This window comes from Bradyrhizobium sp. SZCCHNS1022, assembly GCF_032484835.1.
Lineage (GTDB): Bacteria > Pseudomonadota > Alphaproteobacteria > Rhizobiales > Xanthobacteraceae > Bradyrhizobium.
The window spans coordinates 1-24,640 of sequence record NZ_JAUETT010000001.1; the positions used below are offsets into that span (position 1 = coordinate 1).

The 24,640-nt window shown below is 62.8% G+C and carries 25 protein-coding genes; 8 read left to right on the forward strand and 17 right to left on the reverse strand.

Annotation, left to right across the window (positions count from 1 at the left end):
- Window positions 1-777: 777 nt before the first annotated feature.
- From arsA to QX071_RS00030, 6 genes are all read right to left on the reverse strand, one after another.
- Window positions 778-2,535 (reverse strand): arsenical pump-driving ATPase, encoded by a 1,758-nt coding sequence (gene arsA, locus QX071_RS00005; RefSeq protein WP_315702883.1) that lies wholly within the window; start codon window positions 2,533-2,535, stop codon window positions 778-780.
- Between the two features lie 1,109 nt (window positions 2,536-3,644).
- Window positions 3,645-4,397 carry a hypothetical protein gene (locus QX071_RS00010; protein WP_315702882.1) on the reverse strand — a complete coding sequence of 251 codons (753 nt, stop codon included), beginning with the start codon at window positions 4,395-4,397 and terminating at the stop codon, window positions 3,645-3,647.
- A 185-nt stretch (window positions 4,398-4,582) separates the two neighbouring features.
- Window positions 4,583-5,059 (reverse strand): DUF3237 domain-containing protein, encoded by a 477-nt coding sequence (locus QX071_RS00015; protein WP_315702881.1) that lies wholly within the window; start codon window positions 5,057-5,059, stop codon window positions 4,583-4,585.
- Window positions 5,059-6,378, reverse strand: coding sequence for a TRAP transporter permease (locus tag QX071_RS00020; protein WP_315702880.1), 1,320 nt, complete (start codon window positions 6,376-6,378; stop codon window positions 5,059-5,061). The genes QX071_RS00015 and QX071_RS00020 overlap by 1 nt, the downstream gene beginning before the upstream one ends.
- Window positions 6,379-6,384: 6 nt before the next feature.
- The gene (locus QX071_RS00025; RefSeq protein ID WP_315702879.1) at window positions 6,385-6,894 is read right to left on the reverse strand and encodes a TRAP transporter small permease; all 510 of its coding nucleotides are present in this window, start codon (window positions 6,892-6,894) and stop codon (window positions 6,385-6,387) included.
- Window positions 6,895-7,181: 287 nt separating this feature from the next.
- Window positions 7,182-8,198: a TRAP transporter substrate-binding protein gene (locus tag QX071_RS00030; RefSeq protein WP_315702878.1), complete on the reverse strand. Its 1,017-nt coding sequence runs from the start codon at window positions 8,196-8,198 to the stop codon at window positions 7,182-7,184.
- Window positions 8,199-8,512: 314 nt separating this feature from the next.
- On the opposite strand from QX071_RS00030, the gene QX071_RS00035 reads away from it, so the two are divergent.
- A complete protein-coding gene (locus tag QX071_RS00035) occupies window positions 8,513-8,932 on the forward strand; it encodes a PaaI family thioesterase (RefSeq protein ID WP_315702877.1) in 420 nt (139 codons plus the stop codon).
- 5 nt (window positions 8,933-8,937) lie between these two features.
- Here the strand turns inward: QX071_RS00035 and QX071_RS00040 are convergent, their stop codons facing one another.
- Window positions 8,938-9,822 (reverse strand): LysR family transcriptional regulator, encoded by an 885-nt coding sequence (locus QX071_RS00040; protein WP_315702876.1) that lies wholly within the window; start codon window positions 9,820-9,822, stop codon window positions 8,938-8,940.
- 123 nt (window positions 9,823-9,945) lie between these two features.
- Here QX071_RS00040 and QX071_RS00045 point away from each other — a divergent pair, with 123 nt between their 5' ends.
- Window positions 9,946-10,575, forward strand: coding sequence for a pyridoxamine 5'-phosphate oxidase family protein (locus tag QX071_RS00045; protein WP_315702875.1), 630 nt, complete (start codon window positions 9,946-9,948; stop codon window positions 10,573-10,575).
- On the opposite strand, the gene QX071_RS00050 is transcribed toward QX071_RS00045, so the two are convergent.
- Entirely contained in the window at window positions 10,576-11,304 is a 729-nt protein-coding gene (locus tag QX071_RS00050; protein WP_315702874.1) for a glutathione S-transferase family protein, read from the reverse strand.
- A gap of 210 nt (window positions 11,305-11,514) precedes the next feature.
- Here QX071_RS00050 and QX071_RS00055 point away from each other — a divergent pair, with 210 nt between their 5' ends.
- Window positions 11,515-12,213 (forward strand): YafY family protein, encoded by a 699-nt coding sequence (locus QX071_RS00055; RefSeq protein WP_315702873.1) that lies wholly within the window; start codon window positions 11,515-11,517, stop codon window positions 12,211-12,213.
- Window positions 12,206-12,517, forward strand: a complete 312-nt coding sequence (locus QX071_RS00060) for a YkgJ family cysteine cluster protein (RefSeq protein WP_315702872.1) — start codon at window positions 12,206-12,208, stop codon at window positions 12,515-12,517. The genes QX071_RS00055 and QX071_RS00060 overlap by 8 nt, the downstream gene beginning before the upstream one ends.
- 78 nt (window positions 12,518-12,595) lie before the next feature.
- On the opposite strand, the gene QX071_RS00065 is transcribed toward QX071_RS00060, so the two are convergent.
- From QX071_RS00065 to QX071_RS00080, 4 genes are all read right to left on the reverse strand, one after another.
- Window positions 12,596-12,988 (reverse strand): hypothetical protein, encoded by a 393-nt coding sequence (locus QX071_RS00065; RefSeq protein WP_315702871.1) that lies wholly within the window; start codon window positions 12,986-12,988, stop codon window positions 12,596-12,598.
- A gap of 128 nt (window positions 12,989-13,116) precedes the next feature.
- Complete coding sequence (locus QX071_RS00070; RefSeq protein WP_315703189.1) at window positions 13,117-13,467, reverse strand: DUF3307 domain-containing protein; 351 nt, start codon at window positions 13,465-13,467, stop codon at window positions 13,117-13,119.
- 366 nt (window positions 13,468-13,833) lie between these two features.
- Window positions 13,834-14,718, reverse strand: a complete 885-nt coding sequence (locus QX071_RS00075) for a DUF6537 domain-containing protein (protein ID WP_315702870.1) — start codon at window positions 14,716-14,718, stop codon at window positions 13,834-13,836.
- A gap of 19 nt (window positions 14,719-14,737) precedes the next feature.
- Complete coding sequence (locus QX071_RS00080) at window positions 14,738-15,406, reverse strand: cyclic nucleotide-binding domain-containing protein (protein WP_315702869.1); 669 nt, start codon at window positions 15,404-15,406, stop codon at window positions 14,738-14,740.
- Window positions 15,407-15,683: 277 nt separating this feature from the next.
- Between QX071_RS00080 and QX071_RS00085 the strand changes: the two genes are divergently transcribed.
- The 4 genes from QX071_RS00085 to QX071_RS00100 all read left to right on the forward strand — a co-directional run bounded on the left by QX071_RS00085 (window position 15,684) and on the right by QX071_RS00100 (window position 19,295).
- A complete protein-coding gene (locus QX071_RS00085; protein WP_315702868.1) occupies window positions 15,684-16,799 on the forward strand; it encodes a cyclic nucleotide-gated ion channel in 1,116 nt (371 codons plus the stop codon).
- Window positions 16,796-17,596, forward strand: coding sequence for an enoyl-CoA hydratase/isomerase family protein (locus tag QX071_RS00090; RefSeq protein WP_315702867.1), 801 nt, complete (start codon window positions 16,796-16,798; stop codon window positions 17,594-17,596). Before QX071_RS00085 ends, QX071_RS00090 begins: the two co-directional genes overlap by 4 nt.
- A gap of 179 nt (window positions 17,597-17,775) precedes the next feature.
- Complete coding sequence (locus tag QX071_RS00095; protein ID WP_315702866.1) at window positions 17,776-18,510, forward strand: LuxR family transcriptional regulator; 735 nt, start codon at window positions 17,776-17,778, stop codon at window positions 18,508-18,510.
- A 101-nt stretch (window positions 18,511-18,611) separates the two neighbouring features.
- Window positions 18,612-19,295 (forward strand): acyl-homoserine-lactone synthase, encoded by a 684-nt coding sequence (locus QX071_RS00100; protein WP_315702865.1) that lies wholly within the window; start codon window positions 18,612-18,614, stop codon window positions 19,293-19,295.
- Here QX071_RS00100 and QX071_RS00105 read toward each other — a convergent pair.
- From QX071_RS00105 to QX071_RS00125, 5 genes are all read right to left on the reverse strand, one after another.
- Window positions 19,231-19,470, reverse strand: a complete 240-nt coding sequence (locus QX071_RS00105) for a hypothetical protein (RefSeq protein ID WP_315702864.1) — start codon at window positions 19,468-19,470, stop codon at window positions 19,231-19,233. The genes QX071_RS00100 and QX071_RS00105 overlap by 65 nt on opposite strands.
- 379 nt (window positions 19,471-19,849) lie before the next feature.
- The gene (locus tag QX071_RS00110) at window positions 19,850-20,497 is read right to left on the reverse strand and encodes a nitroreductase (protein WP_315703188.1); all 648 of its coding nucleotides are present in this window, start codon (window positions 20,495-20,497) and stop codon (window positions 19,850-19,852) included.
- 167 nt (window positions 20,498-20,664) lie between these two features.
- Entirely contained in the window at window positions 20,665-21,912 is a 1,248-nt protein-coding gene (locus tag QX071_RS00115) for an acyl-CoA dehydrogenase (protein ID WP_315702863.1), read from the reverse strand.
- Window positions 21,913-22,032: 120 nt separating this feature from the next.
- Window positions 22,033-23,277, reverse strand: a complete 1,245-nt coding sequence (locus QX071_RS00120; RefSeq protein WP_315702862.1) for an acyl-CoA dehydrogenase — start codon at window positions 23,275-23,277, stop codon at window positions 22,033-22,035.
- Window positions 23,278-23,400: 123 nt separating this feature from the next.
- Window positions 23,401-24,528 carry an acyl-CoA dehydrogenase family protein gene (locus QX071_RS00125; RefSeq protein ID WP_315702861.1) on the reverse strand — a complete coding sequence of 376 codons (1,128 nt, stop codon included), beginning with the start codon at window positions 24,526-24,528 and terminating at the stop codon, window positions 23,401-23,403.
- Window positions 24,529-24,640: the final 112 nt, after the last annotated feature.

Sequence of the window (24,640 nt, forward strand, 5' to 3'; positions counted from 1 at the left end):
CTTCGCGAGCCTCCTCGAAAACGCAAGTATCAATCGATGCTCGCGCTACCTTAACGCCTATGGGGAAGGCCGGGCGCCGGCTGGCGCCCGCGGCCCGCCTGCAGAAAAAAATGCAGGCGGCAGGTACCACAGGCTCAGCCGAGACAACCCGGCCTTCCCTGCGCGATGGTCTTCACGCTTATACGTAGTCTCCCTGGTGCGCCGGGCTTTCTGGCCACCATTCGCGACAACGCGCTGACGCGCGTTGCGCGGGACACCAGCGTCGGGGTGTCAGGACGCTACGACTTCACGTCCGCAAGCTGCCGTTCGTCGGCGCGCCAAACACGCGCTGCGGCATCATCGCGGCCATCGCTCCCCGCCCCGCGTGTCGTGACGATCGCGCGCAACGCCCCTCTCGTCGAGGCGGGATGAAAGGCATGATGCACGATTTCTGGAAAAACGAAAGTTGAAAATTACGTCGATTGGACGGCGCGCATCGCCATGCATTGAGAGCGCTTACAAAATGAGCTTTTCCGCGCAGGCAATTTCTCGCTTCTCAACGGCGTCGCCGGCAATGACTTCCCACAAAATTGGCGAGGTGATTCGCCCGACAGGCGGGAGCCAGGTCCCGTCATTGCGAGCGAAGCGAAGCAATCCAGGCCACGGTACGGGCCCATTGGCGCGCAGCCTCGCCCCTTCAGTCGCAGGGCAACCGCATATGGCGCCTTGCCCATTCGCGCCGGAGCTTCCTCATCGCCATCGCGAGCTTGTGCCGGCCATTGAGGGAATCGGAGTCGATCATGACAACGCCTCAAGCTCCTTCACACCGATAGGAGGCTTGCTTCGCCAGCCGATCATGAATGCTCGTTTTGCCAGTCCATTCTGAACACGAGCAATCTGTATCCTCTCTCTCGCGAGCCGCATCCGCAGCAAGGGATCGTGAGTTCCCGAACCTACGAGGCATTTGTTGATGACCCAACCGAACGGCTCGACGCCGGCGCGCCGCAAGTCCTCCTGAAGAGCAGCGGCCTCTGAAACTGGAGTTGTCTCGGGCAAGGTCACCAGGACCACCCGGGTGAGGGCAGGATCTTGCAGCCTCATCAGCGGCGTAACGATACGCCCCGGTCCGCTTGGGTCCAGTTGGCTTGTCATCTGGCGATGATAAGCACCGGTCGCATCGAGCAAGAGCAGGGTGTGGCCTGTCGGAGCCGTATCGAGCACCACAAACGCGCTTCGTGCCTCCGCGACAATGTGGGAGAAGGCATGGAACACTGCGACTTCCTCAGTGCATGGCGAAGCCAGGTCCTCAAGAAGCAGCGCCCTGCCCTGTTCGTCTAGGTCGCGGCCACGGCTCGCCAATATTTTCGCGACATAGCGTTCCGTCTCAACGCGAGGATCAATCCGATCCACGGTGAGGCCCGGCATCACTCCCTCGACGACGAAAGTGACGTGGGCTGCAGGATCGGTCGTGCTGAGGTGGACGGCATGCCCGCGCTTGGCGAGCCCCACGGCGATGGCAGCGGCAATCGTCGTCTTTCCGACGCCTCCCTTGCCCATGACCATGATGAGGCCATGCTTGCCCCGGGAGATCTCATCGACCAACCGGTCGAGACCTGGCAGGTCAACCGGCTCGGCATCCGGCGCGCTGGCCGTCATCGGAGGCGATGCACTGGATGCCGACAACACCGCCCTAAGGGCCGTCAGACCCACGATATCAAAGCCAAACAATGGGATTTCGTCGCGCGGTAGTTTCGTCAGCGACGCTGGCATCGCGGCGAGAGCCTCGTCCTGATCCCGCTCAAGGGCAACTGCCACGGCATCGGTTCGGTCCGTGGCACGAAAGCGCCCGTTGACGGCGAGTGTCTGGTTCGAGAGATTGAGCGCATCGAGCTCGCCCGAAGTTCTGGCCGCCTCGCGTATCGCCCCGCGATCGGCCCGGGTGACGAGGACGATGGTCGTCCGCTTGGGATCGCCCAGTGCCTGAAGTGCCTGGCGAAAGCGATCCTCCTGCATCTTCAACCCTGAATGTGGGCCGAGGCAGGATGCCCCTCGATCATTGTCTTTCAGAAAGCCGGTCCATGCCTTTGGCAGGCTAAGAAGCCGCAACGTGTGTCCGGTCGGGGCCGTATCGAAAACGATATGGTCGAAGCCCGTCATATCGCCATCCAGCAGTCCTACGAACTCATCGAAGGCGGCGATCTCAGTGGTGCAAGCGCCGGAAAGTTGCTCGCGAACAGTCGATTTCTCCTCAAGAGTAGCCGCTGGCCCGAGTTGCTCGAGCACGCGGGTTCGATAGCTCTCGGCTGCTGCCTCCGGGTCAATGTTCATCGCGAAGAGCCCAGCCACGTGCGGCACCGACAGCGGGCTATCGGTTAGGCTGATCTCCAGCATCTCGTCCAGGTTCGATGCAGGATCGGTGCTGACCAGGAGGATACGCAAACCACGATCGGCGAGACCGATGGCAGTAGCACACGCCAGCGAGGTCTTGCCGACACCGCCCTTGCCGGTGAAAAAGAGAAACGGTGTCGGAGCGTCGAGCGTGCGCAAGCGGAGCATCAAAATCCATCCTAAGGCTGGCGCGCTGATGTGAGGGGGGCGTGCATCGCCTCGCGATGGAGATTAGTTAGTAAGCCTCTGACCAACCCCTGTTGCGATGGATCAATAACCAGACGGCCCCCAAGCGCAATGAGACACAGGGCGGTCATGGTCCGCTCATGGCTCAATAGCGAATGAGCGACAACCCTCGTGAGATCTGCTGAGTCGGGCATTGCGGACGAAGTTTCCGCCGCGTGAGGGCGTCCCCGGGGTGACGGGAGCGTGCCTGCGCCCTTGCGTCTACAACACCACATGCACATCGACCACCACGCGGTTGGCGACTGCAATTTCGTCTTCTCCTGCGGAGGCCAAAGAGCATATCTTCGGGAACGGCTCGACCCTTCCCGCGATCACGGTTAGCTCCCCTCCCCGTTGCGGGCAGGGCTATCGCATATGGCTGGAAATAGTCCGTAGGGTGGGCAAAGGCGCGAACGCGCCGTGCCCACCACCGATCGAGCGCGCTGCGTGGCGGTGGGCACGCTTCGCTTTGCCCACCCTACGGACTACATCTACCAAAGCTCAATTTGTCTTCCCGATAGGTTGATCCCGAACGCCGATCAGGAGCACCGCCGTCTTTACTTCTTCGTTTGGCTGGAACCGGTCGGGGCCGTTGTGCCGGCGTTGGAGCTCTTCTTTCCGCTTTTCGTGTCCGTCTTAGTGGCCGGGGCCGTCTGACTGAACGCAGATGATACATTCGCGGCCATGAACGCGATTGCAGCCAATATCGCTAGGGCTTGTTTCACGTCGTATCTCCTTCCCATGGTGCTCCCAGTGGATTGCAAATATCGTGATATTTGGCGGCCAGAACGTTGATGGAGATCAATCGACGTTTTAGCGGCCAAGAGAATTGAGTCGATTACTTCCGGCTATGGCACCTGGCTGACCTCTAGGCACGGCTCTGCCGACGTTCGTTTGTGGCCTTTAGCGAAGTAGCGACAGCTCTCATGAGGTAAGCTTGGTCGGACGCAGCGGAGAGATTCAGCGCGTGAGCGCGTCCCGCGATGACGGCGGCGTAGCCGCGGCCTTGCGCCTACAGCACCACATGCATCCCGGATTGCCTCGTGCCGCGGCTAGTTCGCCTTGACGATTTGCGCGATGGCTAGAAGATTATGAGGACGCACGCGAATGACGCCGCCGCTTGGGCTGTCGATATCTGCGATGAGGAACAGCGAAACGGAGACCACGACCGGCAAGACAAACAGGAGGAGCTCCCCTTGTCGGCGTTCGCCGTACCCCACCAGCAAGTTGCAGCAGATTGCCATGAGCGCCATCATTGCCCATGCCCCGACGGGTATTCGATTCCACCAGGCCGCCTGCGTATATCCCTGCGCGTTGAGGACGTCGTTCATGCCGGAAATCGCCAGCGCCGTCGTCGGTGTCGGCTGGCTCGCTGCTGCCAGCGCGACCAGAGCCCAAAGTTGGTCCTGCACCTGCACGGTCTGCTGGTCGATGCCGGCTTCATCGCTCTGCTCGTAGAAGGCAATGCGCAGCTCGAGATATCTTCTCAACATGGTGCGCGCGCGCACACGGCCGTCCGGGAGCAACAGATCGGCGCGCAGATATTCGGTGCCGATGGCATTTGCTTCCGCCTCCTCCAACGCCTTGCGCTGATCGTACCTGTTGACCGCCATCGAGAACGTAAATCCGATGATGAGAGCCAGCAGCGTCAGCGTAGCAGCCTGCACGGTGTTGAAATCGTGACGCTCGCCTTGCTTGAAGGAAACGGCGCGCTTGCGAAGGAAGTCGCCGGCGTAGGCGGCGACGGCTTGTGCAATCAGCGCAATCGCGAAGACGACGAAGGGGCTATCGAAATGAGCGGACATTGATGGCCATGAGGAGGCATGGCGCTATTGTGGGCACCGTCCGCGATGGACCGTTGATTTAGGTCAAGGTTCGGTTGTTCACTACGAGCGAATTGGCGACAGCTCTCCTGGGTCCGCTTGGTCGGGCATAGCGGATGAGATTTCGGCGCGTGACCGCGTCGCAATGACGGAGGCAGCCTTCGCCTTCATAACACCACATGCACATCGACCACCACGCGGTCGGCGTGGCGGGCGGCCGAGGCGACGAAGAGGTGCTGCATCAGCCAGCGATATTTCTCGTGGCCGGTCTCGAAACGCGGCGTGGTGCGGAAATAGATCCGGGCGGGATCGACCGGCTCGCCGCGCTTGAGCTTCTGCAGCAGCTCGACCGGCCCGAAGCGGATGCCGCGGTTCTCGACGTAGACGATCGCACCGTCCTCGGTCTCGAAGGCGTATTTGGCCTCGAGCTCGATCAGCTCGTTGGGCCGAATGATCTGGAAGTCGGCGCCGAAGGCGCAGACGTTGCCCCAAATGCCTGCGCCATCCAGACCCGGGCCCTTCACCTCGCCGCCCGTGATCGGGATGATCCGCCTGACGCCAGTGCCGATCTCGCCGGCGGAGGTGACTTGGCCGATCCGCGCGGTGATGGTGAAGACGTATTTCGTCTGCAGCACGGGTGTCATCAGCGGGCCATCATCTGTTGCGGCAACCAGGTGGCGAGCAGCGGAAAGGCGATCAGGATCACCAGCCGGATCAGGTCGGTGACGACGAAAGGCAGCACACCCTTGAAGATCGTGGAGAACGACACGTCCTTCACCACGCTCTTGATCACGAACACGTTCATGCCGACCGGCGGATGGATCAGGCCAAGCTCGACCGTCATCACGATGATGACGCCGAACCAGATCGGATCGAAGCCGAGATGCTGGATCACCGGGAAGATGATCGGCACGGTCAGGATGATCATCGCCATAGCATCCATCAGGCAGCCGAGGACGAGATACATCACCATGATCAGTGCCAGCACGCCGTATGGCCCGAGCCCTAAGCCGGTGAGGAACTCCGTCACCTTCTGCGGCGTCTGCGTCACCGTGAGGAAATAGCCGAAGATCAACGCGCCGATCAGCACCGTGAACACGGCGGCCGCGGTGCGGGTCGCCTGCAGCAGCGAGGCCAGGATCTTGTCCTTGTCGAGCCTCCCGGTGACGACGCCGATGATGAACGCGCCGGTGGCGCCGACGCCGCCGGCTTCGGTCGGCGTGAAGCGCGGCAGGAACGGCAGGCCATAGAGGCCGCCGATGACGAACAGGAACAACAGCACCGGCGCCCAGATGTCGCGCAAACCCTGGAAGCGCTTGCGCCAGGGCAGCGACTCGCCCTTGGGCAGAAAGCCGGGCATGACGCGACCGATCACCGCGATCGTGATCATATACATGCTCATCGCGAGCAGGCCCGGAATGATGCCGGCGATGAACAGCTTGCCGATGTCCTGCTCGGTAATGATGCCGTAGACCGCCAGCACCGTCGACGGCGGCAGCATCGCGCCCAAGGTGCCGCCGGCCGCGATCACGCCGGTGGCGAAGGATTGCGGATAGCCGAAGCGGCGCATTTCCGGATAGGCGACCGCGGAGAAGGTGGCGGCGGTCGCGACCGACGAGCCGCAGATCGCGGCAAAGCCGCCGCAGGCGGCCACGGTGGCGATGCCGAGCCCGCCGCGCATGTGCCCGACGAAGCCGTTGGCGGCACGGAACAGCTCGCGGCTCATGCCGGAATTGGAGACGAAGGTCCCCATCAGCAGGAACATCGGGATCACACCGAAGGTGTAATCCGTCACCGTGCGCATCGAGGTCTGGCCGACCAGCTTGAGCGCGGCGGGACCTGAAACGAGATAACCGAAGCCGGAGACGCCGACGAGCCCCATCGCCATGCCCACCGGCACGCGCAACAGCATCAGCGCAAACAGCGATACGAAGCCGATGAGGGCGACCGCATCCGTGCTCATCAAGACTTACTCCGTCACCTTGACCTTGGGGTCATGGATGTCCTCGGGATGGAAGATCAGCCGATAGGTCCTGATCGCGATCAGCAGCACCGCCGAGACGTCGCCGATCCAGGCGATCGCGAAGAACGGCCAGGTCGGCATGTGCAGGTCGAAGGTCAGCACGTTGTCCTGATAGGTGCCGCGCACCTTGTCGAACAGCGTATAGGTCTGCACCGTCACCACGAACAGCAGCACGAGGGTCGCAAAGATGTCGATCCAGCGCTGATAGCGCGGCCCGACATTGCCCCAGACCAGATCCACCGTGATGTGCGTGCCGCGATACGAGGTCGCAGCAATGCCCCAGAAGATGAGGATGCCGAGCAGCATGCGCCCGATATCGAACGAGTCCGGGATCGAGTAGTTCAAGGTGTTGCGCAGCAGCACCGACAGGAAGATGTCGAGCGCGACGATGCCGACGAAGAACGCGGCGATCCACTCGATCCCGTCGATGATCCGGTCCATCACAGCGCGATTCATGACATCTCTATCCGTGCGTCAGGCATGCACCGTCCTTAGAAGTTCGTTCGCGAGCTGTTGCGTAGCAAGCGGATGGCCCCTGTCTTTCCGCTCCCGTCCGCCGCAGCTCGAAAGAGGAAAGGCGGATGCGGGAGGTTCGATCGTCTCGGGCCTCATGGTTCGAGACGCGCCGCGAGCGGCGCTCCTCACCATGAGGATCTTAGATTCGCCCGGAACTCGGCCCTCGTCCTGAGGAGCCCGCCGGAGGCGGGCGTCTCGAAGGACGGATGATCTGGGACCTGCGTGCTCTATTGCGCCAGCGCGTTGTACTTGGCGAGCGAGGCCTTCAGCTCGGCCATGGCCGCATCGGCATCGACGCCGGTCTTCTTGACGCCGTCGGCCCAGGTCTTGAACAGCGGCTCGGAGGCCTTCTTCCACAGCGCGGTCTGCTCGGGCGTCAGCTTGTAGACCTCCTGACCGGACTCGGCCTTGATCTTGTCGACGCCGGCGTCCTCGAACTGTCCCCAATGCGCGCCGACCTTGCCGGCCATCTCGGTGGTACAGTTGTCGTCGATCGCCTTCTTCTGGCGGTCCGACATCTGGTTGTATTTGTCCTTGTTCATGACAAACACGAAGGTCGTGACGTACATCGGCGCGTCGATGTGATACTTGGTGACCTTGTCGACGCCGAACAGCACCAGCGAACCTGCGGGGAAGAAGACGCCATCGGCGACGCCTCGCTCGATGATGTCGCGCACCTCGGGCGCCGAGGACTGCACATTGGTCCCGCCGAGCTGGGTGACGAAGTTCGCGATCGTCGCGTCCGCCGGGCGGATCTTCATGCCCTTGATGTCCTCGGGCACCAAGACCTTCTTGGTCCTTGTGTGCAGCGACGACGGGGTATGGACGAAGGCGAGACAGTATTTGACGTCCTTCATCTCCTTCTCGGCATATTTGCGGTACCACGCATCCAGCCCTTCGGAGCCGCCCTTGGCGTCCGAGACCAGGAACGGCAGTTCGCCGGCGCCGACGATCGGGAAACGGCCAGGCTGATAGCCGGGATTGACGTAAGTGACGTCGGCGATGCCGTCGCGCGCCATGTCATAATGGTCGAAGGCCTTGCCGAGCTGCTGGGCCGGAAACACCTTGGACTTGATGGTGCCGCCGGAGGCCTTTTCGACCGCCGCAGCCCAGTCTTCCAGCGATTTCTGCAGCGGATGGGAGGCCGGAACCCAGTGCGAAATCTTCAGATCGAACGTCTTTTCCTGCCCGAACGCGGGCGTCACGGCGGCAGCAAGCCACAACGCCAAAAGCGCCTTCCTCATCGAGATCGTCTCCTCATGCCGGGCCTTCGAGGGCCCTTTGGTTCATTGTTATATGATATAAACATCAATGCAAGCGCCGCGGCATCGCGCGCGACTGCCCGGCGAGGCCAAGCTATAGCATCGCCAGATGCAGGGAATGCGAAGAAAGTTGCAGGCGCAACCGCGCGCTCTGAACGCACCGTTGGCGGCGGACAACCCAAAGTATCAAGCGGAAGACGGCGTGACGCAAAAGCCGTTTAAAACTTTGTAGGCGGTGCAAACCGCGCACAGCTGGCGTTCAATGCGGGCAACCGACAGAGCCGGGGAAGACGCATATGAGTTTCGAGGCGATCCCGCCGGGATTCGAACCGCATTTCCGCAAGAGCCCGTTCACCGATCCTTGGGAGCCGCTCTACGCGCGCAAGACGGAGAAGGCCGTCATCCTGGGACTCAGGCTTGCCACACCGCACACCAACGCGCGCGGCCTGATTCATGGCGGGCTGATCGCGTCGCTCGCCGATAATGCGATGGGCTATAGCTGCGCCCAGGCGCTCGGATGGGAGGTGTCGCTGGTGACGATCAATCTTGCGGTCGACTATGTCGGCAGCGCGCAGACCGGGCAATGGCTGGCGGTGGAGAGCGACGTGATCAAGACCGGCCAGACCATCTGCTTCGCGCAGAGCCTGATCAAGGCGGATGAGACCATAATCGCGCGTGCGAACGGCAGCTTCCGCGTGGTGCCGAAGAGGGTGTGAGAGGTTCAGCCGAAGCGCCAGTCGCAGGTTTCGGTGACGAGATCGATGAAGGCGCGCACTTTCGCCGACAACAGCCGCGAGGTCGGATAGACGATGTGGATCGGCAGCTTGGGCTGTTCGAACTTCGCCAGCACGATTCGAAGCCGGCCGCGCCGGATCGCATCTGCCGCCTGATAGGCCAGCACGCGCGTCAACCCACCGCCGGCTTCCGCATATTGGACCGCCACGTCGGCATTGTTGGTGACGAAGCGCGGCACGGTCGGCACGCGCAACTGGTGACCATCTTTCACGAAGCGCCAATCCGACGCAGGCCCGAACTGGATCGTCTGGTGTTCAGCCAGCGCCTCCGGCGACCGCGGCTCGCCGCGCGCTTTCAGATAGGCGGGCGAGCCGACGACGATCCGGCGCATCTCTCCCACGTGGCGGGCGACCAGCGAGGAATCCGGCAGCTGGCCGATGCGGACCGCAAGGTCGACGCCGTCCTCGACCAGGTTGACGACGCGATCCTCCAGCCGCAACTCACCCGCGACCTCGCGATAGCGCTTGAGATAAGCGCTCATCACCGGGCCGACGTGAAGCCGGCCGAAACCGACCGGGGCTGACACCACCAGCCGCCCGCTCGGCTTCTGGCGCTCGCCTTCGGCCGCAAGCTCCGCCTCTTCGATATCGGCAAGAATGCGCCGGGCGCGTTCCAGGTAGCGGCGGCCGGCATCGGTCAGCGCCACCGAGCGCGTGGTCCGCTGCATCAGCCGCGCGCCGAGATGCTTTTCGAGCGCTGCCACCAGCCGTGTCACCGCCGACGGCGAAAGCCGGAGTTTTCGCGCCGCCGGCGCAAAGCCCTGAAGCTCGGCCACGGTGACGAAGGCCTGCATGGCGTCGATCCGGTCCATGCGGATTATTGCATATCCGGCAACGATGAAGTGTCAAGCGGATGGATTGTTTCAGAGGACTGCGCCGACCATTTTCCGAAGGGAGGCGGGCCGGACGACCGGTCCGGTCAAGGAGCAACTCCAATGACGGATACCCTGATCTATCCGAGTGACGTGGCCTTCTCACCGGCGGTGAAGGCGATCCAGACGCGAAAGGGCTCGCGCGAGACCTATGCGCATGTCGAGCAGGGCCGCGGCTGGCGCACCGCGATCGATCCCGATCTGGCCGCGTTCCTCGCCGAAACCACGAGCTTCTATCTTTCGACCGCCTCGGCGGACGGCCAGCCCTCAATTCAGCATCGCGGCGGGCCGAAGGGCTTCCTCAAGGTGCTCGATGCGCGCACGCTCGGCTTTGCCGACTACAGCGGCAACCGGCAATACATCACGCAGGGCAACCTGTCGGAAAACCCCAAGGCGCACATCTTCATCATGGACTACGCGCACCGAAGGCGCGTGAAGATCTGGGGCGAGGCGCGCGCGATCGAGGACGATCCGGCGCTGGTCCGCAGCCTCATGCCACAGGGCTACAAGGCGCGGTCGGAACAGGCGATCCTGTTCACGATATCGGCATGGGACACCAATTGCCCGCAGCACATTCCACAAAAATTCGACGCGGCCGATGTCGCGGCAGCACTGGCCGCTCGCGACGCCCGTATCGCAGAGCTCGAGGCCGAGCTGACCCGATTGAAGGGCCAGCCGGCGACGACGTTTTGATCAGGCCGCTTCCGCCGCCGTGCGCCACGCAAACTCCGGATAGTACTGCGCCATCATCCGCTCGACATAGGCTGCGAGGTTGGCGAAGCCTTCGGTGCGCCGGCGCAGCTCCGATTCGAAGTACGGCGTCAGCAGGCCGGCCAGCATTGCAAATGCGGTTGCATCGGTGCCGCACGGCCTGTCGCCCAGCAGATAGGGCTTGTCGCCGAGTTGAACCGACAGCGCACGCACCGAGCGCGCGGCGAGCTCGACATCATCGCCGGGCGCATGGCGGCCGAGCCCCGAGATCAGGTAGTTCTCGGCAACCCGGAATTGCGCGTCCTCGCGCAGCCGCTCGCGCCTGTCGTCGGGCGCGCCGTCGAAGAAATGCGACGGCCCCTTGGCGAAGTTCACCGGATCGACCCAGCGCGCGCCGACCAGCCCGAAATAGATATGGTGCTCGAGCATGCGCTCGAACGCCCAGGCCTGCGCACGGGCCGCCGTATCGTAGCCGTCATCGAAGTCGATCGCGTATTTGCGCTCGAGATGGGCGCGGATGAAGGTCGAATCCGCGATCAGTTCGCCGTCGTCCTCGATGAACGGCAACTGTCCCTTCGGCGAGGACGGCGGCATCGCCCGCTGCTTGCGATAGGCGAGGCCCGCCATCTTCAACTGCACCTCCGTCTTGGTGACGAAGGGGCTGATCTCCGGCAGGCTGAAGCCTGCGCCCAAGCCAAACAGCGTGATCATCGAAGCGCTCCCGATTTCTTCAACAGCCGCCGAACGCTATCGAGACCCTGCTGCCACCATGGTGTCAGCAGCGGCTGTAGCGCCGTCCAAAGTCCCAGGCCATAAGCCATCATCATCGATATCACCCCTTCAATTGCAGCATGAGCTCGGTATAAAACCCAGCTGCTGCCAACATGCTGTCAGCATCAGGGAGCCTGCGCAGGACGAGCCATGAGACGCGCCGACCGGCTGTTTCAGATCATTCAAGTGCTGCGACGATCGCGAAACCCGCTGACCGCGGACGCGATCGCGGCCGAACTGGAGACATCGAAACGCACCATCTATCGCGACATCGCAACCCTGATCGGCCAGCGTGTGCCGATCCGCGGCGAAGCGGGGATGGGCTATATTCTTGAGAAGGGTTTCGACCTGCCGCCCTTGATGCTGACGCCGGACGAGATCGAGGCGGCCGTGCTCGGTGCACAATGGGTGATCGGACATGCCGACCCGGTGCTGGCGCGCGCCGCCGAGGACCTGATGGCCAAGATCGCGGACACCGTGCCGGAGCGGCTGCGGCCGTTCGTGCTGGAACCCGCAAGCCGCGCGCGGCCACCCTGGGCCCGCGAGCCCGACCGCATCGACATGGCGCGCACGCGCACCCAGATTCACGAGGGCAAGAAGATCGCGCTGCGCTATTGTGACGAGCAGGGCCGCCACAGCGAGCGCACGATCTGGCCGATCGCGATCGGCTATCACGAGGCGGTGCGCATTCTCGCCGCCTGGTGCGAGTTGCGGCGCGACTTCCGCAGCTTCCGGACCGACCGGGTGGTCGAGGCGGATTATCTCGACCAGAGATACCCTGAAAGACGCGAGGCGTTGCGCGCGAAATGGCGGCGCAGCCTGGTCTGGGAGGCACCAAAGGATGTCTGACCTGCAAGCTTCCACGGCGAGCCCGTGCCAGGCCTGCGGCGCCTGCTGCGCCTATTCGGAGAACTGGCCGCGCTTCACGATCGAGGAGGATGCTGCGCTGGATCTGATTCCGGCGGCGTTCGTCAACGCGCGGCTGTCGGGCATGCGCTGTGACGGCAATCGCTGCGCGGCGCTGCAGGGGACGATCGGCGAAGCCACCGCCTGCGGCATCTATGCGTTGCGGCCGGAGGTGTGCCGCACCTGCATGCCCGGCGATCCCGAATGCAACATGGCGCGCCGAAAATACGGCCTGTCGAAGCTCTGATCACGCACCGGCTCGCCCAGCCGGAACCGTTCACCGAGGTCTTGCGCAGGAAGGGCTCACGTGACGTGGGCTGGCCGATCAGCCTGCGGCCGGCGCCAGATCATCGTCGAGATCGTCATCCAGGGGAGCGAGGACCGAGAGAGGCTTGGTCGAGAGCGAGATCGGCTTGCGACCGCCCGAGGCGGCGCCCGCGCGCAAACCCTTGCTGTCGCGCGATTGGGCGTAGAGCACGCCGCCGACCCTTCCGCCACATTGCAGCAGGTCGCGCTCGCTGCAGCTTGCGGCGATCGCGAGGGCCAGCGAATGCAGATGGCTTCGCCGGTAGCAGAACAGCGCCAGCATCGCCCTTACGTCACCTGACACGCTGTCGACCAGTGCCGGCAGGCCGTTCTCATTGGCGCGATACATCTCGCCCAGCAGTTCCTCGCCGACCGGGCAGGACTCGTCAAACGCGTCGCGGTTTGGAAACATCGGTCGATCCCCTCATGCGCAGATTGCATGGGAATCGCTAACGAAGGATTAACCACGATGGCCAGTAGTTGTACGGAGACCATTGACACAGCGTCGATCGCTGCGCGGCGACCCGTTTATGAGCCGGATCAGCCGTTCGCAGCCATGAAAATCGACAGTCCGAACCCGGTCAGGTGATGCAACGCCTGATCGACCCCGATCAGGGTCCAAAACCAGGGATGCTCCAGCGTCATACCGAAATGGGACGAACAGATGCCCTTGGCGCGATCGATGGTGATGTGGATGACGAAGTCGACGAAGGCGACGAACCAGAATCTTGGCGCAACGATCAGGATGAGAGCCAGTGCGACGGCAAGGTGGATCAGGCAGTGCACCAGGAGCGGCAGAGCCCAGCCCTTTCTCTGATCCTTGCCGTGGGCCATCCAGGCGTTCTGCAGGACGAAATCGCCGATGATGTGCTTGAAGGTGAGCAGCAGCATCCAGCCGAGCAGCGCACCGAGCGGAACCGACGACGACAAAGAGGGAAAAGACAAAGCTGACGCTCTCGCTACGACTCACCTTGGACGCACCGGGAACGGGAGGCGTTCAGCGGCATCGGTTCGAAGGCCGGCCAGTTCGACGCGTGTGCTGCATTTATGACATCTCTGATGCAAATTTGCACGAAAAAGGGAACTCAGCAGCCGACCTCGCTGCACCGGCCCGTCCATAGGGTAAATTTGTGCATCGCACGATCAGAAGACGGTCCGCGTGCTCGCTCTCTAGAAAATTGGTCTCGCCATCTGGAGGATTGCGAAATTGGATACTGCCGGAATACGCCAGCCCCGGACTGCGACCTCGTCGCAGCTTCATTCGGCGGCCTTAGCGCCGGGATGGTCTGCGAGAGTCCGCGCCCGGATCTGGGCGATGGTGCGCTTGAGCGAGGCCTGACGGGGATCGGGCATCGCCGCCGCCCGCGCTTCCGCGATCGCCTCGGCGAGATCGGCAAGCGGCAACCCGCCATCGAAGGTCGGCTTGGCCAGCCCTCCGACGATTGCGTGCCAATCGGCGAGGCCCTGCCAGTAGGCGTCGCCCTGCCCCTGGATCATGGTCGCAGTTTCAACGACCGCGGCGGCCGAGGCTGGCTGCTTATCCAAGCAGCGGGCAATCATGTGGAGCCAGCGCTCGACCCAAATCCGCTCCTCGGCGTATCGCACCGACTGCAGTCGCCACCGCTTGAGCCCGGCGAAAAGCTTCAACCGGCCGACTGCCCGTTTGGAGGCGGTCGAAAAGCGGACCGATACGCGCCTCCGGCGCAACCAGCCGATCTTCTCGAACGTGCTCATCAGCGAATCCGCGGCGAACTTCGGCAGCACGCCGACCAATTCGTCGAGTCGAAACCGCCGCACCTCTGCGGCGGCGTGAGCTCGGGCCGCATGGCCCGTTTCCATTGCCGTCAGCTTGAGCTGCGCGATCCGGATCAAATCCTCATAGGCCATCCGCAGCGCGAGCAGGCGCGCGATCTCGCACAGCAGAGCCGCATCGACATGCGGCCGACCGATGAAGCGCTTGACGCGATCGACATAGAGCTGGGCATAGCTCGGCCCCTGATAGTCGATCAGCAGATGAACGCCTTCCGCGACGATGGCCGCCGCAGCCTCGGGCAGATTCTCGGGCAGGAATGGTACGGGCGCATCGTCATCGCCGAGAACATCGGCAAGCAGGTAACGCAGTGAGGAGAGAATGCTCGTCACAGCCGCACCAGCCTCCCGATCAGGCCGACTTCACGGTCACAGCGGCCGCGGCGGTCTGCTGGGCCAAGCGTCGCTCCAGGGTTTCGATGTTCTGGAACAATCGCGCGCTCGCGAGCCGCAGGAAATAGAAGGCGAAGGCGGGGTTCTGCACGTAGAGCTGCTCGACCTGGTCATAGCTGACCGAGAGGATCAAGCCGTCCTCGTCGCATTCCAGCGTCTGTGTCCGCGTGTTGGAGGGCGAGATCATGCCGAACTCGCCGACGATGGCGCCAACCGGCAGCACGATGCCGGATTCGACCAGGCGAAAGCGGCCACTGACGATGTAATACATGCTGTCCGCCTTCTCGTCCTTGTAGAACAACACTTCGCCGGCGGTGCATTTCCGCTCGGTCATGAACGGCTTGAGCCATTCCATCGACAGATCGCTGTTGACCGACCGCTTCACGTCACGAACCAGCTGCAGCATCTGATGCAGGCGGTAGCTGTTCAACGGCAGCAGCACGCCGTGAAGCGCCAAGACCGCATAGTTGTGGGTCGGAATAGCGGTCGCGATCAAAACGACATTGGTCAGGATCGCAAAGACCCGTAGCGGGATCATCGTCCGCATCGAGAGCGTCGCAACCACGAAGATCGACGCAAACAGGCTGCCGGCGGCGCCTGCGTGCTGTACGAGGTGTGAGGTATCCATTCGGATCAACCAGACTTTCTGGATCCACGGCGGAGGCGGAGCCGTACCAGCGTTTCCGCCCCCATCTCAATATGTCAGCCAGGACTCGTGATATACGGCGAAAAAGCGACGTTTTAACCGGCTTCCGGCGGTTTGCGGTGAAATTCCGCTCCGCAGGGCGCCCGATAGCGGACATAGGGCGCGTCGTTGACGCGGCTTACCCTGACAGGCACCTTGGCCTGCCATTATCCGTAAACACCCCAGGCGGGATTTTCATCGCGACAGGCCCCCATTTTCGATGTCCAAACCGTTGCATTTTCCCGCTTTGGCGGCGTTCATGGCCGCCACGGCCGGTCGTCAGGCGACGAGGGCGAGCTATGCGGCGGTCGTCATCGGCGTTGCCGCCATGGTCCTGCTCACGGTGGATGCGGTATATGACGCCGCGCCGCGTTCCATCTGCGGCGTGCTCTGGGCTTGCCTCGCCTTCTTTGTCTTCGAATGGGGGGTGAGAGTTCACGCGGCGCTGCAGTCCCGCTACGCGCTCGCCTATCTCTGCTCCGAGCCTGGCGTGCTTGACAGCGCCTCGGCCTTGGCCGTGCCGGTCACGCTCCTGTTCGGCGTCGACCAGCGGTCCGCCTGGGTCTTGGCCATGGTTTGGATGATGAAGATCATCCCAGCTATTCCGGGATTGCAGCAGCTGAGCAGGGTGCTGGTAGTGGAAGCGAGACCCCTGCTGAGCGTCCTCGCCCTGTTCCTCCTGGTCCTGTTTCTGGGCTCCGTCGCCGAATACATGCTGGAGCACGAGGCACAGCCGGCCACCTTCGGCAGCGTGCCGCAAAGCTTGTGGTGGGCGGTGGCCACCCTCACCACCACGGGCTATGGCGACGTCGTACCGGTCACGCCGCTCGGACGGGTGATCGCAGCCATGGTGATGATCTCGGGTCTCGGCGTGTTCGGACTATGGACCGGTATTCTCGCCACCGGCTTTGCCGCCGAGACCAAGCGGGACAACTTCCTCAAGACCTGGGAATCCGTCGGCAAGGTTCCGTTCTTTGCGACGCTCGGCCCCTCCGCGATCGCTGACGTGACTCACATGTTACGCACGATCGACCTGCCGGCGCGGACCATGGTGATCCGCAAGGGTCAACCGGGCGACTGCATGTACTTCATCGCCACCGGCGAGGTGGAAGTCGACCTGCCCGGTAAAAAGGTACGGCTCGGTGAAGGCGCCTTTTTCGGCGAGATGGCGTTGCTCGGCAACAATCTGCGGTCGGCCAACATCTCGACGACCAAGCTGTCCAAGCTCCTGGTGCTCGACCTCGTCGATTTCCGGCTGCTGATGGCCCGCCATCCCGATCTTGTTCAGAGCATCGACGCCGAGGCCAAACGGCGCGCATTGGAGAATACGACATGACGAATGCACAGGCCGACCAGGCCGCCGCAGAGACGAGCACCCCGCCGCTGCTGTCCATCGAGGGCGCCCGCGCGACCATCCGCCTCAACCGGCCGCGGCACCTGAACCGGCTGCAACGCGAGGACCTCGAGGCGCTGCTTGCGCTATTCGATCGCATCGAAGCCGACGCGGCCATCAGGGTGCTGGTGCTGACCGGCACCGGCCGTGCGTTCAGCGCGGGCTATGACCTCGGCTCGATCGCCCAGCGTGCCGAGAGCACCGAGCAGGACAACCCCGGCGCCAATTTCGAGGTCGTGGTCAACCGGCTCGAAGACCTGGCGCTTCCCACCATCTGCCGACTCAATGGCGGCGTCTATGGCGGCTCGACCGATCTCGCCCTCGCCTGCGATTTCCGGATCGGGATCGATACGGCTGAAATGTTCATGCCGGCCGCGCGGCTCGGGCTGCACTACTATCCGAGCGGGATCAGGCGTTACGTCTCGCGGCTGGGAGCCGACAATGCGAAGCGTTTGTTCCTCACGGCGGAGAAGATCGATGCCCAGGAGATGCTGCGCATCGGCTATCTCACGACCATGGTGCCGGCCGAGACGCTCGATGCTGCAGTCGACCGGCTCGCCAGCCAGCTTGCCGGCAATGCACCGGTCGCGATGGCCGGCATGAAGCGCGCGATCAACGAATTCGCCCGTGGCTGCCTTGACCAGGAGGCCGCCGCACAGCGGCACCGCGATAGCATGTCTGGCGCGGAGATCCGGGAAGGGATCAAGGCCTTTGCAGAGAAACGCCCGCCGAGATTTTGAACAGGCATACAAGTTGAGCAGTATACAAAGACGAGCAGATTGGGCGGTCGGCGGCGCGCATTTTAGTTAGATACGCCGCATCCCGCACCGGTTGCTAACAGCATGTGTAGCTTAGCTGTAGTTTATCATTGACAGCCATCCGTCGGCGGCTAGCTTGACCGTGGGCGGAGATCTGCAGCATGGACGGGACTGATGCATATTGGGGACGCCGCGCGCTCGACTTTGTCGACGCCCTCGAGAAGTCGACGACGAGCGCAAGCGTCATCTCCCAGTTCGAAAGACTCATCGGCGAGATCGGGTTCTATGCCTACATCATCGCCGGCATACCGACCTCGAGCCAATCGCTCGATCAACTGACGCTGGCCAATGGTTGGCCGGAGGGATGGTTCGAGTTCTACACGCGCCAAAACCTCCATATCGCCGATCCGATCCCGCGCCACTGTCTGGCGACCCTGAACCCCTTCCTGTGGTCGGAAGCGCCGTATGATTGCGAGCGAGATCGTTCGGCACATGAGGTGATGATGCGGGCGCGGGACTTCGGCCTTCACCAGGGCTTCTGCATCCCGATTCATTACGACGATGCCGTCGGGGCGATCAGCCTGGCCGGCGAGCAACCGCATCTCGACGCCGAGAGCAAGAGTGCGGTGCATCTGATTAGCATCTTCACTTACGGCCGCTTGCGCGCGTTGGCGCGTCCATCGGTCGCCAAACCGGGCCGGCGACTGTCCGAGATCGAGGCCGAGGTCCTCCGCTGGGCGGCCCGAGGCAAGACTGCTTGGGAGACGGCACGAATACTCGGCCTCTCCGAACGCAACGTGCGCTGGCATCTCGAAGAGGCGCAGCGCAAGCTGATGACCAACAACAAGACCGCGACCGTCGCGACGGCGCTCGTTAACGGAGAGATCATCCTCTAATTGTGTCAATGAAGAGGTGATGTGCTGGCGTTTCTACCAGTAGAAGATCTCGATCACTTGGGCATGCTCAAGCTTGATAAACTATTCAAGCGGGAGCTGCGATGCCTGAGATCCACGTCGTTCGAAAGGATAACAGACACCTCTACGAGTCCTACTTCGACCCGTACTTCCGGCTGCGCCATGACATCTACGTCAAGCAGCGCAAATGGATGGCGTTGGACCGGCCGGATGGGCGAGAAATAGACCAGTTCGACACCGAGGATTCGGTCTACTTGTTCTGCCTCGATCAGGGACAACTGATCGGCGCGATGCGAGCGGTACCGACTTTGCTGCCGACCTTGATGAGCGAGATATTCCCGTATCTCAACATTCGCGGGCCCATCCACCGCCCCGACATCTACGAACTGTCGCGCATCTTCGTCATTCCGGAGCGGCGCGGCGAACATGCTGGACCACGGATCGACATGCTGCTGCTCACCGCGATCATGGAATACGGCATTTCGATCGGCCTGAGCGGTTTCTCCATCGTGCTGGAGAGCTGGTGGCTGCCGCGCTTCGAGCGCTGCGGCTGGAAGGCTCGCCCGCTGGGGCTACCGCGCATGATCGACGGGATGTCGGTGCTGGCGGTGCTTGTCGATTGCGATGAAGCAACTTGGAAATCGCTGTGCCAGCAGATCGGCCTCAACCGGCCGACGCTGACGTGGCAAGGTCTCGATGACCTCAGTCGTCAGGCTCTGCCGGATATTTTTCTTCCTCTTCCACCAGCCATTCAGCCATCGCGATGAGTTGCTTGCGATGCCGCTTCAGACGCAGCTTGTGGAACGATTTCAGGAGACGATGGCCGAGCACCGTCGTCTCGTCCAGTTCCAGAGCTGCGCGCTCAGGCGACATCTGCGTGGGATCCATCGCTGACTTTTTGAGGGTTTGAGCCGTGACCGAAGCTTCACTCGAGAAGATCATTGAGCGTCTGCAATTTTGCATCGTCGACGCCCGAGCCATGCAACTCAAGATGTTGGAACGGGTTTTGTCAATATCGCTGCTGGAGGCTCACGAACTCAAGGAGAGCTTGGGCAAGCACCGCAATGGAAGCCTTTGCCACTAACGGGCGAATTTGAACTTCCGATCAATTTTTCCGCGCACGCGTCATCGGAACTTCAAATTCAAGTCCCTCATGAGACGCCCTCATTAAAGGCAATGACTTGCAGGGAGTCGCAGGTGCAATGATCTGCCGGCGCGCTTCGGTTCCGAAATTCGCCGGCACGCCCCATGGGCCGACGCCGGATTGAGGGCGCGCCTGGCGCAATGCGGTAAACGAGGCCGTTGATCGTCGAAGACGTCGTTAGTCATCTAAGAAGCGAACAGCCTCGGAGATGGCGGCGCGGCTGGTGCGGTATGAATTCGCCTTGTGGTCGCGGTCGGGATAACCGAACGAAATGCCGCAAACCACTTTGCGGTCTTCGTCCAGGCCGAAATGCTCCCGGACCACGTCGGAATGAAAGGCGAGCGCCGCCTGCGGGACAGTCGCCACGCCGAGCGCCTGTGCCGCCAGCATGAAGCTCGTGACATAGCCGCCGCAGTCGACCGCACCATAGACCCCCAGCGCCTCGTCGGTGTGGATGATCGCAACATGCGGCGCGCCGAAGAAATTGTAGTTCTCCAGCGCCTGCTTCGCATAGCCGGCCTTGTCGCCGCGCGCGATGCCGACCGCATTATAGAGCTGAAAACCGCTCTCTCGCCGCCGCTCCAGATAGACCCCCCTGTATTCGCGCGGAAACTCGAAATCTCCGACTGTAGGCCTGCCGCTCGAGGCCGCAGCGTACATGGCCTGCCGGAACTTGTCGGTCGCCTTGCCCGAGGTGATTTCGACGCGCCAGGGCTGGCTGTTGCACCAGGAGGCGGTGGTTTGCGCGGCCGACAAAATGCGTTCGATGGTCGCGCGCGGCACCGCATCGCGCCGAAAGCTGCGGCACGAGAAGCGCGCACGCATCAAGGATTCGAGCGTGGTGATGGCGTCTTGTTCGGGTTTGGCGGCGATCGTCATGCAGAACCTTTCCTGACCGATGGCACGGCTGCTCGAAACTCAATATTATTCCGAGGCCGCGGCGTCGCCATGAAAATAGCGGCGCCATTTTGCACCGAACACCGGCACCGAATCTAGCGTCGCCCCTTCGTCGGCACCTTGTTGAACGGGACGTCCTTGTCGACCCGGATATCGCCCGGCAGTCCGAGCACGCGCTCGGCGATGATGTTGCGCAGGATCTCATCGGTGCCGCCCGCGATCCGCATCGATGGCGACGTGAGCAGCATCTGCTGGAACTGCCCATGCGTCGTCGCTTCGTCGGTGCCTGTGAGAACGCCGGCTGCGCCTTCGAGGTCCATTGCGTAGGCCGCGATGTCCTGCAGCATGGTGCCGGCCACCAGTTTGCCGATCGAATTCTCCGGCCCAGGCCGTTCGCCCTTCGAAAGCGCCGACATGGTGCGGTAGCTGGTGTATTTCAGTCCACTCGCCTTCACCGCCCATGAGGCAAGCTTGCTGCGCACTGCGCGGTCGTCGATCGCAAGTCCGGTCTCGGTCATCAGGTTGGCGCAGAACGCGAACATCTCCGGGAAGCCCGTCGCGAGCCGGGCGCCGATAGACATTCGCTCGTTCATCAACGTCGTGAGCGACACGTTCCAGCCGTCGCCGATGGCGCCAAGCCGCTGACTGTCCGGGATCACCACATCCGTGAAATAGACCTCATTGAATTCCTGCATGGCATTGGCCTGCCTGATCGGACGGACTTCGACGCCTTTGCTCTTCATGTCGAGGAAGAACATCGTCAGCCCCTTGTGCTTGGGCACGTTGGGATCGGTGCGCGTGATCAGGAGGCCGTAATCGGAATAATGCGCGCCGGAGGTCCAGATCTTCTGGCCGTTGATCACCCATTCGTCTCCGCGCCGCTCCGCACGGGTGCGAAGGCCCGCGACGTCGGAGCCGGCAGCGGGCTCGGAAAACAGCTGGCACCAGATCTCCTCGCCCGAGGCGAGCTTCGGCAGATAGCGGCGTTTATCGGCCTCGCTGCCATAGGCCATCACGGTCGGGCCGCACATCCCCTCGCCGATCTGGAACGGCTGCGTCAGCTTGCCGTAGACACCTTCTTCCTGCTGCCAGATCACACGCTCGATCGGCGAAGCGCCGCGGCCGCCATACTCCTTCGGCCAGTGCAGACAGGCCCAGCCCCCCTCGAACTTCTTCTTCTGCCAGTGCTTGCCGACCTCGACGATATCGGCGTGCTTGAGGCGGATGCGCCCAAGCGACGAACTGGCAAGCTCCGCCTCGAGCTCCTTCGGCGCGTTGGCCGCGATCCAGCTCCGCGCCTCGGCGCGGAACGCGGCTTCTTCTGGGGTGTCATCGAAGTTCATCATCCCATCCTTCCCGGCACCGTCATTCCGGGGCGCGTCGCAGACGCGAACCCGGAATCTCGATATAATAAGCTCTAGATTCCGGGTTCGGTCGCTGTGCGACCGCCCCGGAATGACCCGTTAGTTCCGTCCCTTGGTCGGGACCTGATTGAACGGCAGATCCTTGTCGACCCTGATGTCGCCGGGCAGACCGAGCACGCGCTCGGCGATGATGTTGCGCATGATCTCATCGGTGCCGCCCTCGACGCGGGTGCCCGGCGCACGCAAGAGCATCGCCTGGAATTTGCCGGCGAGCTCGGCTTCGGGTCCGCTCAGCACGCCCGCCGCCCCCTGCAGATCGAGCGCGAAGGTCGCAATGTCCTGAACCATGGAGGCGGCGACCAGCTTGCCGATCGAATTCTCCGGGCCTGGCCGCTCGCCCTTCGAGAGCGCCGAGATCGCGCGGAAGCTGGTGTATTTCAGGCCGCTCGCTTTGACGGCCCAAGTCGCGAGCTTGGATCGCACGTTGCGATCCTCGATCGCCAGCTGATCATCGAGCCTCAGATTGGAGCAGAACTCGAACAGTTCCGGAAAGCCGGTGGCAACGCCGGCGCCGATCGACATACGCTCGTTCATCAAAGTGGTCAGCGCGACGTTCCAGCCGTCATCGACCGCACCGAGCCGCTGCGAATCCGGGATCACCACGTCGGTGAAATAGACCTCGTTGAAATCCGAGTGCCCGCTTGCCTGCTTGATCGGGCGCACCTCCACGCCCTTGCTCTTCATGTCCAGGAAGAACATCGTCAGTCCCTTATGCTTCGGGACCGTGGGATCGGTACGGGTGAGCAGGATGCCGTAGTCGGAATAATGTGCGCCCGAGGTCCAGATCTTCTGGCCGTTGATGACCCACTCGTCGCCGCGCTTCTCCGCGCGCGTGCGCAGGCCCGCGACATCGGAGCCGCCGGCGGGCTCGGAAAACAGCTGGCACCAGATCTTCTCGCCCGACGCCAGCGGCGGCAGATAGTGTCGCTTATGGTCTTCGGAGGCGTAGGCCATCATGGTCGGACCGCACATGCCGTGACCGATGATGAACATCGCGGAGAGCTTGCCGAAGGGGCCCTCCTCCTGCTGCCAGATCACGCGCTCGATCGGCGAGGCGCCGCGGCCGCCATATTCCTTCGGCCAGTGCAGACACGCCCAGCCGGCATCGGCTTTCTTCTTCTGCCAGGCCTTGGCGACCTCGAGGATATCGGCATTCGTGAGCGCGGTACGGCCGAGCGAAGACGCGCGCAGCTCGGCTTCGTATTGCTTCGGCGCGTTGGCGGCGATCCAGGCGCGCGCTTCAGCGCGGAAGGCAGCCTCTTGCGGCGTATCGTCGAAGTTCATTTCGTTCCCCTTTCCGTCATTCCGGACGACACGCGAAGCACGTCGATCCGGAATCCAGAAGTTGTTCATCTCGGGATTCCGGGTTCGTCCGCGACGCGGACGCCCCGGAATGACAGCCATGGTTCAAGCGGCATTGCGCTTGCGCATGCGCTCGATCAACTGATCTTCCCAGTAGCTCAGGCTGCCGAGGCCCAAGGCCAGCGCATTGGCGCGGCGATAATACATGTGACAGTCGAACTCCCAGGTGAAGCCCATGCCGCCATGAACCTGGATGTTGTTCTTGGCGCAGTGCTGGAACGCCTGCGTCGCGCTGATGCGCGCCGAGGCTGCCGCTTCAGGCAATTCAGGCGCATTGGTCGAGAGCGCCCAGGCGCCGTAATAGCAGTTGGAGCCCGCAAGCGTGGCCGATACATACATGTCCGCCAGCATGTGCTTGACCGCCTGAAACGAGCCGATCGGCCGGCCGAAGGCGATGCGGTCGAGCGCATAGTCGCGGCCCATCTCCAGCGCACGGTCGGCTCCGCCGACCTGCTCGAAGGCAATCAGGACCGCAGCGCGGTCGAGCAGTTGCGTAACGAGGCTCCAGCCTTCGCCGGGCGTACCGAGCGGCTCGGCCTTGCAGCCGCTGAAGGTCAGCTCGGCCTGGCCGCGTGTCGGGTCGAGATTGGTAAGCGACTTGGCTTCGATGCCGCCGGCCTTCACGTCGACCAAAAACAGCGAAACATCGCTGTCGCGGCCGGTGGACGCGGTGCGCGCGGCGACAACGACAAAATCCGCGATCGCGCCATCGGCGACCGGCTTCTTGCTGCCGTTCAGCACACCATCCGATGCTTCCAGCTTGATCGCCTTCGACGACGGATTGCCGGCGCCTTCGAACAAAGCGAGCGTGCCGATCGCCTCGCCGGAGGCGATCTTGGGTAGCCATTTTCGCTTCTGCGCCTCGCTCCCCGCGAGCATCAGGGCCTCGGCCGCCAGATACACGGTCGAGGAGAACGGCACCGGCGCCAAGGCACGGCCCATCTCCTCGGCGATCACGCAGAGCTCGAGATGGCCCGCGCCGGCACCGCCGAATTCTTCGGGAATGGCGACACCGAGAAAGCCCATCTCGGCCAGCCCCTTCCATAGCTCACGATCGTAAGACTCTTTGCCATCGAGCACGACCCGCACCGCCTTGGGCGGGCACTTCTCGGCGAGGAATTTGCGGGCCTGATCGCGGAGCTGCTTCTGGTCGTCGGAGAAATCGAAATTCATCGCCCACCTTTTTTGGCTGTCATTCCGGGGCGCGCGTCAGCGTGAACCCGGAACTCGATATGAATAGGCTCTGGATTCCGGGTTCGAGGCTTCGCCTCGCCCCGGAATGACA

Bases quoted from the DNA above. Each gene is read 5' to 3' on its own strand.
- QX071_RS00105 (WP_315702864.1), bottom strand. From the start codon at position 19,470: ATGATCTTCTCGAGTGAAGCTTCGGTCACGGCTCAAACCCTCAAAAAG.
- QX071_RS00010 (WP_315702882.1), bottom strand. From the start codon at position 4,397: ATGTCCGCTCATTTCGATAGCCCCTTCGTCGTCTTCGCGATTGCGCTG.
- QX071_RS00025 (WP_315702879.1), bottom strand. From the start codon at position 6,894: ATGAATCGCGCTGTGATGGACCGGATCATCGACGGGATCGAGTGGATC.
- QX071_RS00035 (WP_315702877.1), top strand. From the start codon at position 8,513: ATGAGTTTCGAGGCGATCCCGCCGGGATTCGAACCGCATTTCCGCAAG.
- QX071_RS00080 (WP_315702869.1), bottom strand. From the start codon at position 15,406: ATGGATACCTCACACCTCGTACAGCACGCAGGCGCCGCCGGCAGCCTG.
- QX071_RS00100 (WP_315702865.1), top strand. From the start codon at position 18,612: ATGCCTGAGATCCACGTCGTTCGAAAGGATAACAGACACCTCTACGAG.
- QX071_RS00110 (WP_315703188.1), bottom strand. From the start codon at position 20,497: ATGCGTGCGCGCTTCTCGTGCCGCAGCTTTCGGCGCGATGCGGTGCCG.
- QX071_RS00070 (WP_315703189.1), bottom strand. From the start codon at position 13,467: ATGCTGCTGCTCACCTTCAAGCACATCATCGGCGATTTCGTCCTGCAG.
- QX071_RS00120 (WP_315702862.1), bottom strand. From the start codon at position 23,277: ATGAACTTCGACGATACGCCGCAAGAGGCTGCCTTCCGCGCTGAAGCG.
- QX071_RS00095 (WP_315702866.1), top strand. From the start codon at position 17,776: ATGGACGGGACTGATGCATATTGGGGACGCCGCGCGCTCGACTTTGTC.
- QX071_RS00085 (WP_315702868.1), top strand. From the start codon at position 15,684: ATGTCCAAACCGTTGCATTTTCCCGCTTTGGCGGCGTTCATGGCCGCC.
- QX071_RS00050 (WP_315702874.1), bottom strand. From the start codon at position 11,304: ATGATCACGCTGTTTGGCTTGGGCGCAGGCTTCAGCCTGCCGGAGATC.
- QX071_RS00040 (WP_315702876.1), bottom strand. From the start codon at position 9,822: ATGGACCGGATCGACGCCATGCAGGCCTTCGTCACCGTGGCCGAGCTT.
- QX071_RS00055 (WP_315702873.1), top strand. From the start codon at position 11,515: ATGAGACGCGCCGACCGGCTGTTTCAGATCATTCAAGTGCTGCGACGA.
- arsA (WP_315702883.1), bottom strand. From the start codon at position 2,535: ATGCTCCGCTTGCGCACGCTCGACGCTCCGACACCGTTTCTCTTTTTC.
- QX071_RS00115 (WP_315702863.1), bottom strand. From the start codon at position 21,912: ATGAACTTCGATGACACCCCAGAAGAAGCCGCGTTCCGCGCCGAGGCG.
- QX071_RS00015 (WP_315702881.1), bottom strand. From the start codon at position 5,059: ATGACACCCGTGCTGCAGACGAAATACGTCTTCACCATCACCGCGCGG.
- QX071_RS00065 (WP_315702871.1), bottom strand. From the start codon at position 12,988: ATGTTTCCAAACCGCGACGCGTTTGACGAGTCCTGCCCGGTCGGCGAG.
- QX071_RS00090 (WP_315702867.1), top strand. From the start codon at position 16,796: ATGACGAATGCACAGGCCGACCAGGCCGCCGCAGAGACGAGCACCCCG.
- QX071_RS00060 (WP_315702872.1), top strand. From the start codon at position 12,206: ATGTCTGACCTGCAAGCTTCCACGGCGAGCCCGTGCCAGGCCTGCGGC.
- QX071_RS00125 (WP_315702861.1), bottom strand. From the start codon at position 24,528: ATGAATTTCGATTTCTCCGACGACCAGAAGCAGCTCCGCGATCAGGCC.
- QX071_RS00045 (WP_315702875.1), top strand. From the start codon at position 9,946: ATGACGGATACCCTGATCTATCCGAGTGACGTGGCCTTCTCACCGGCG.
- QX071_RS00030 (WP_315702878.1), bottom strand. From the start codon at position 8,198: ATGAGGAAGGCGCTTTTGGCGTTGTGGCTTGCTGCCGCCGTGACGCCC.
- QX071_RS00020 (WP_315702880.1), bottom strand. From the start codon at position 6,378: ATGAGCACGGATGCGGTCGCCCTCATCGGCTTCGTATCGCTGTTTGCG.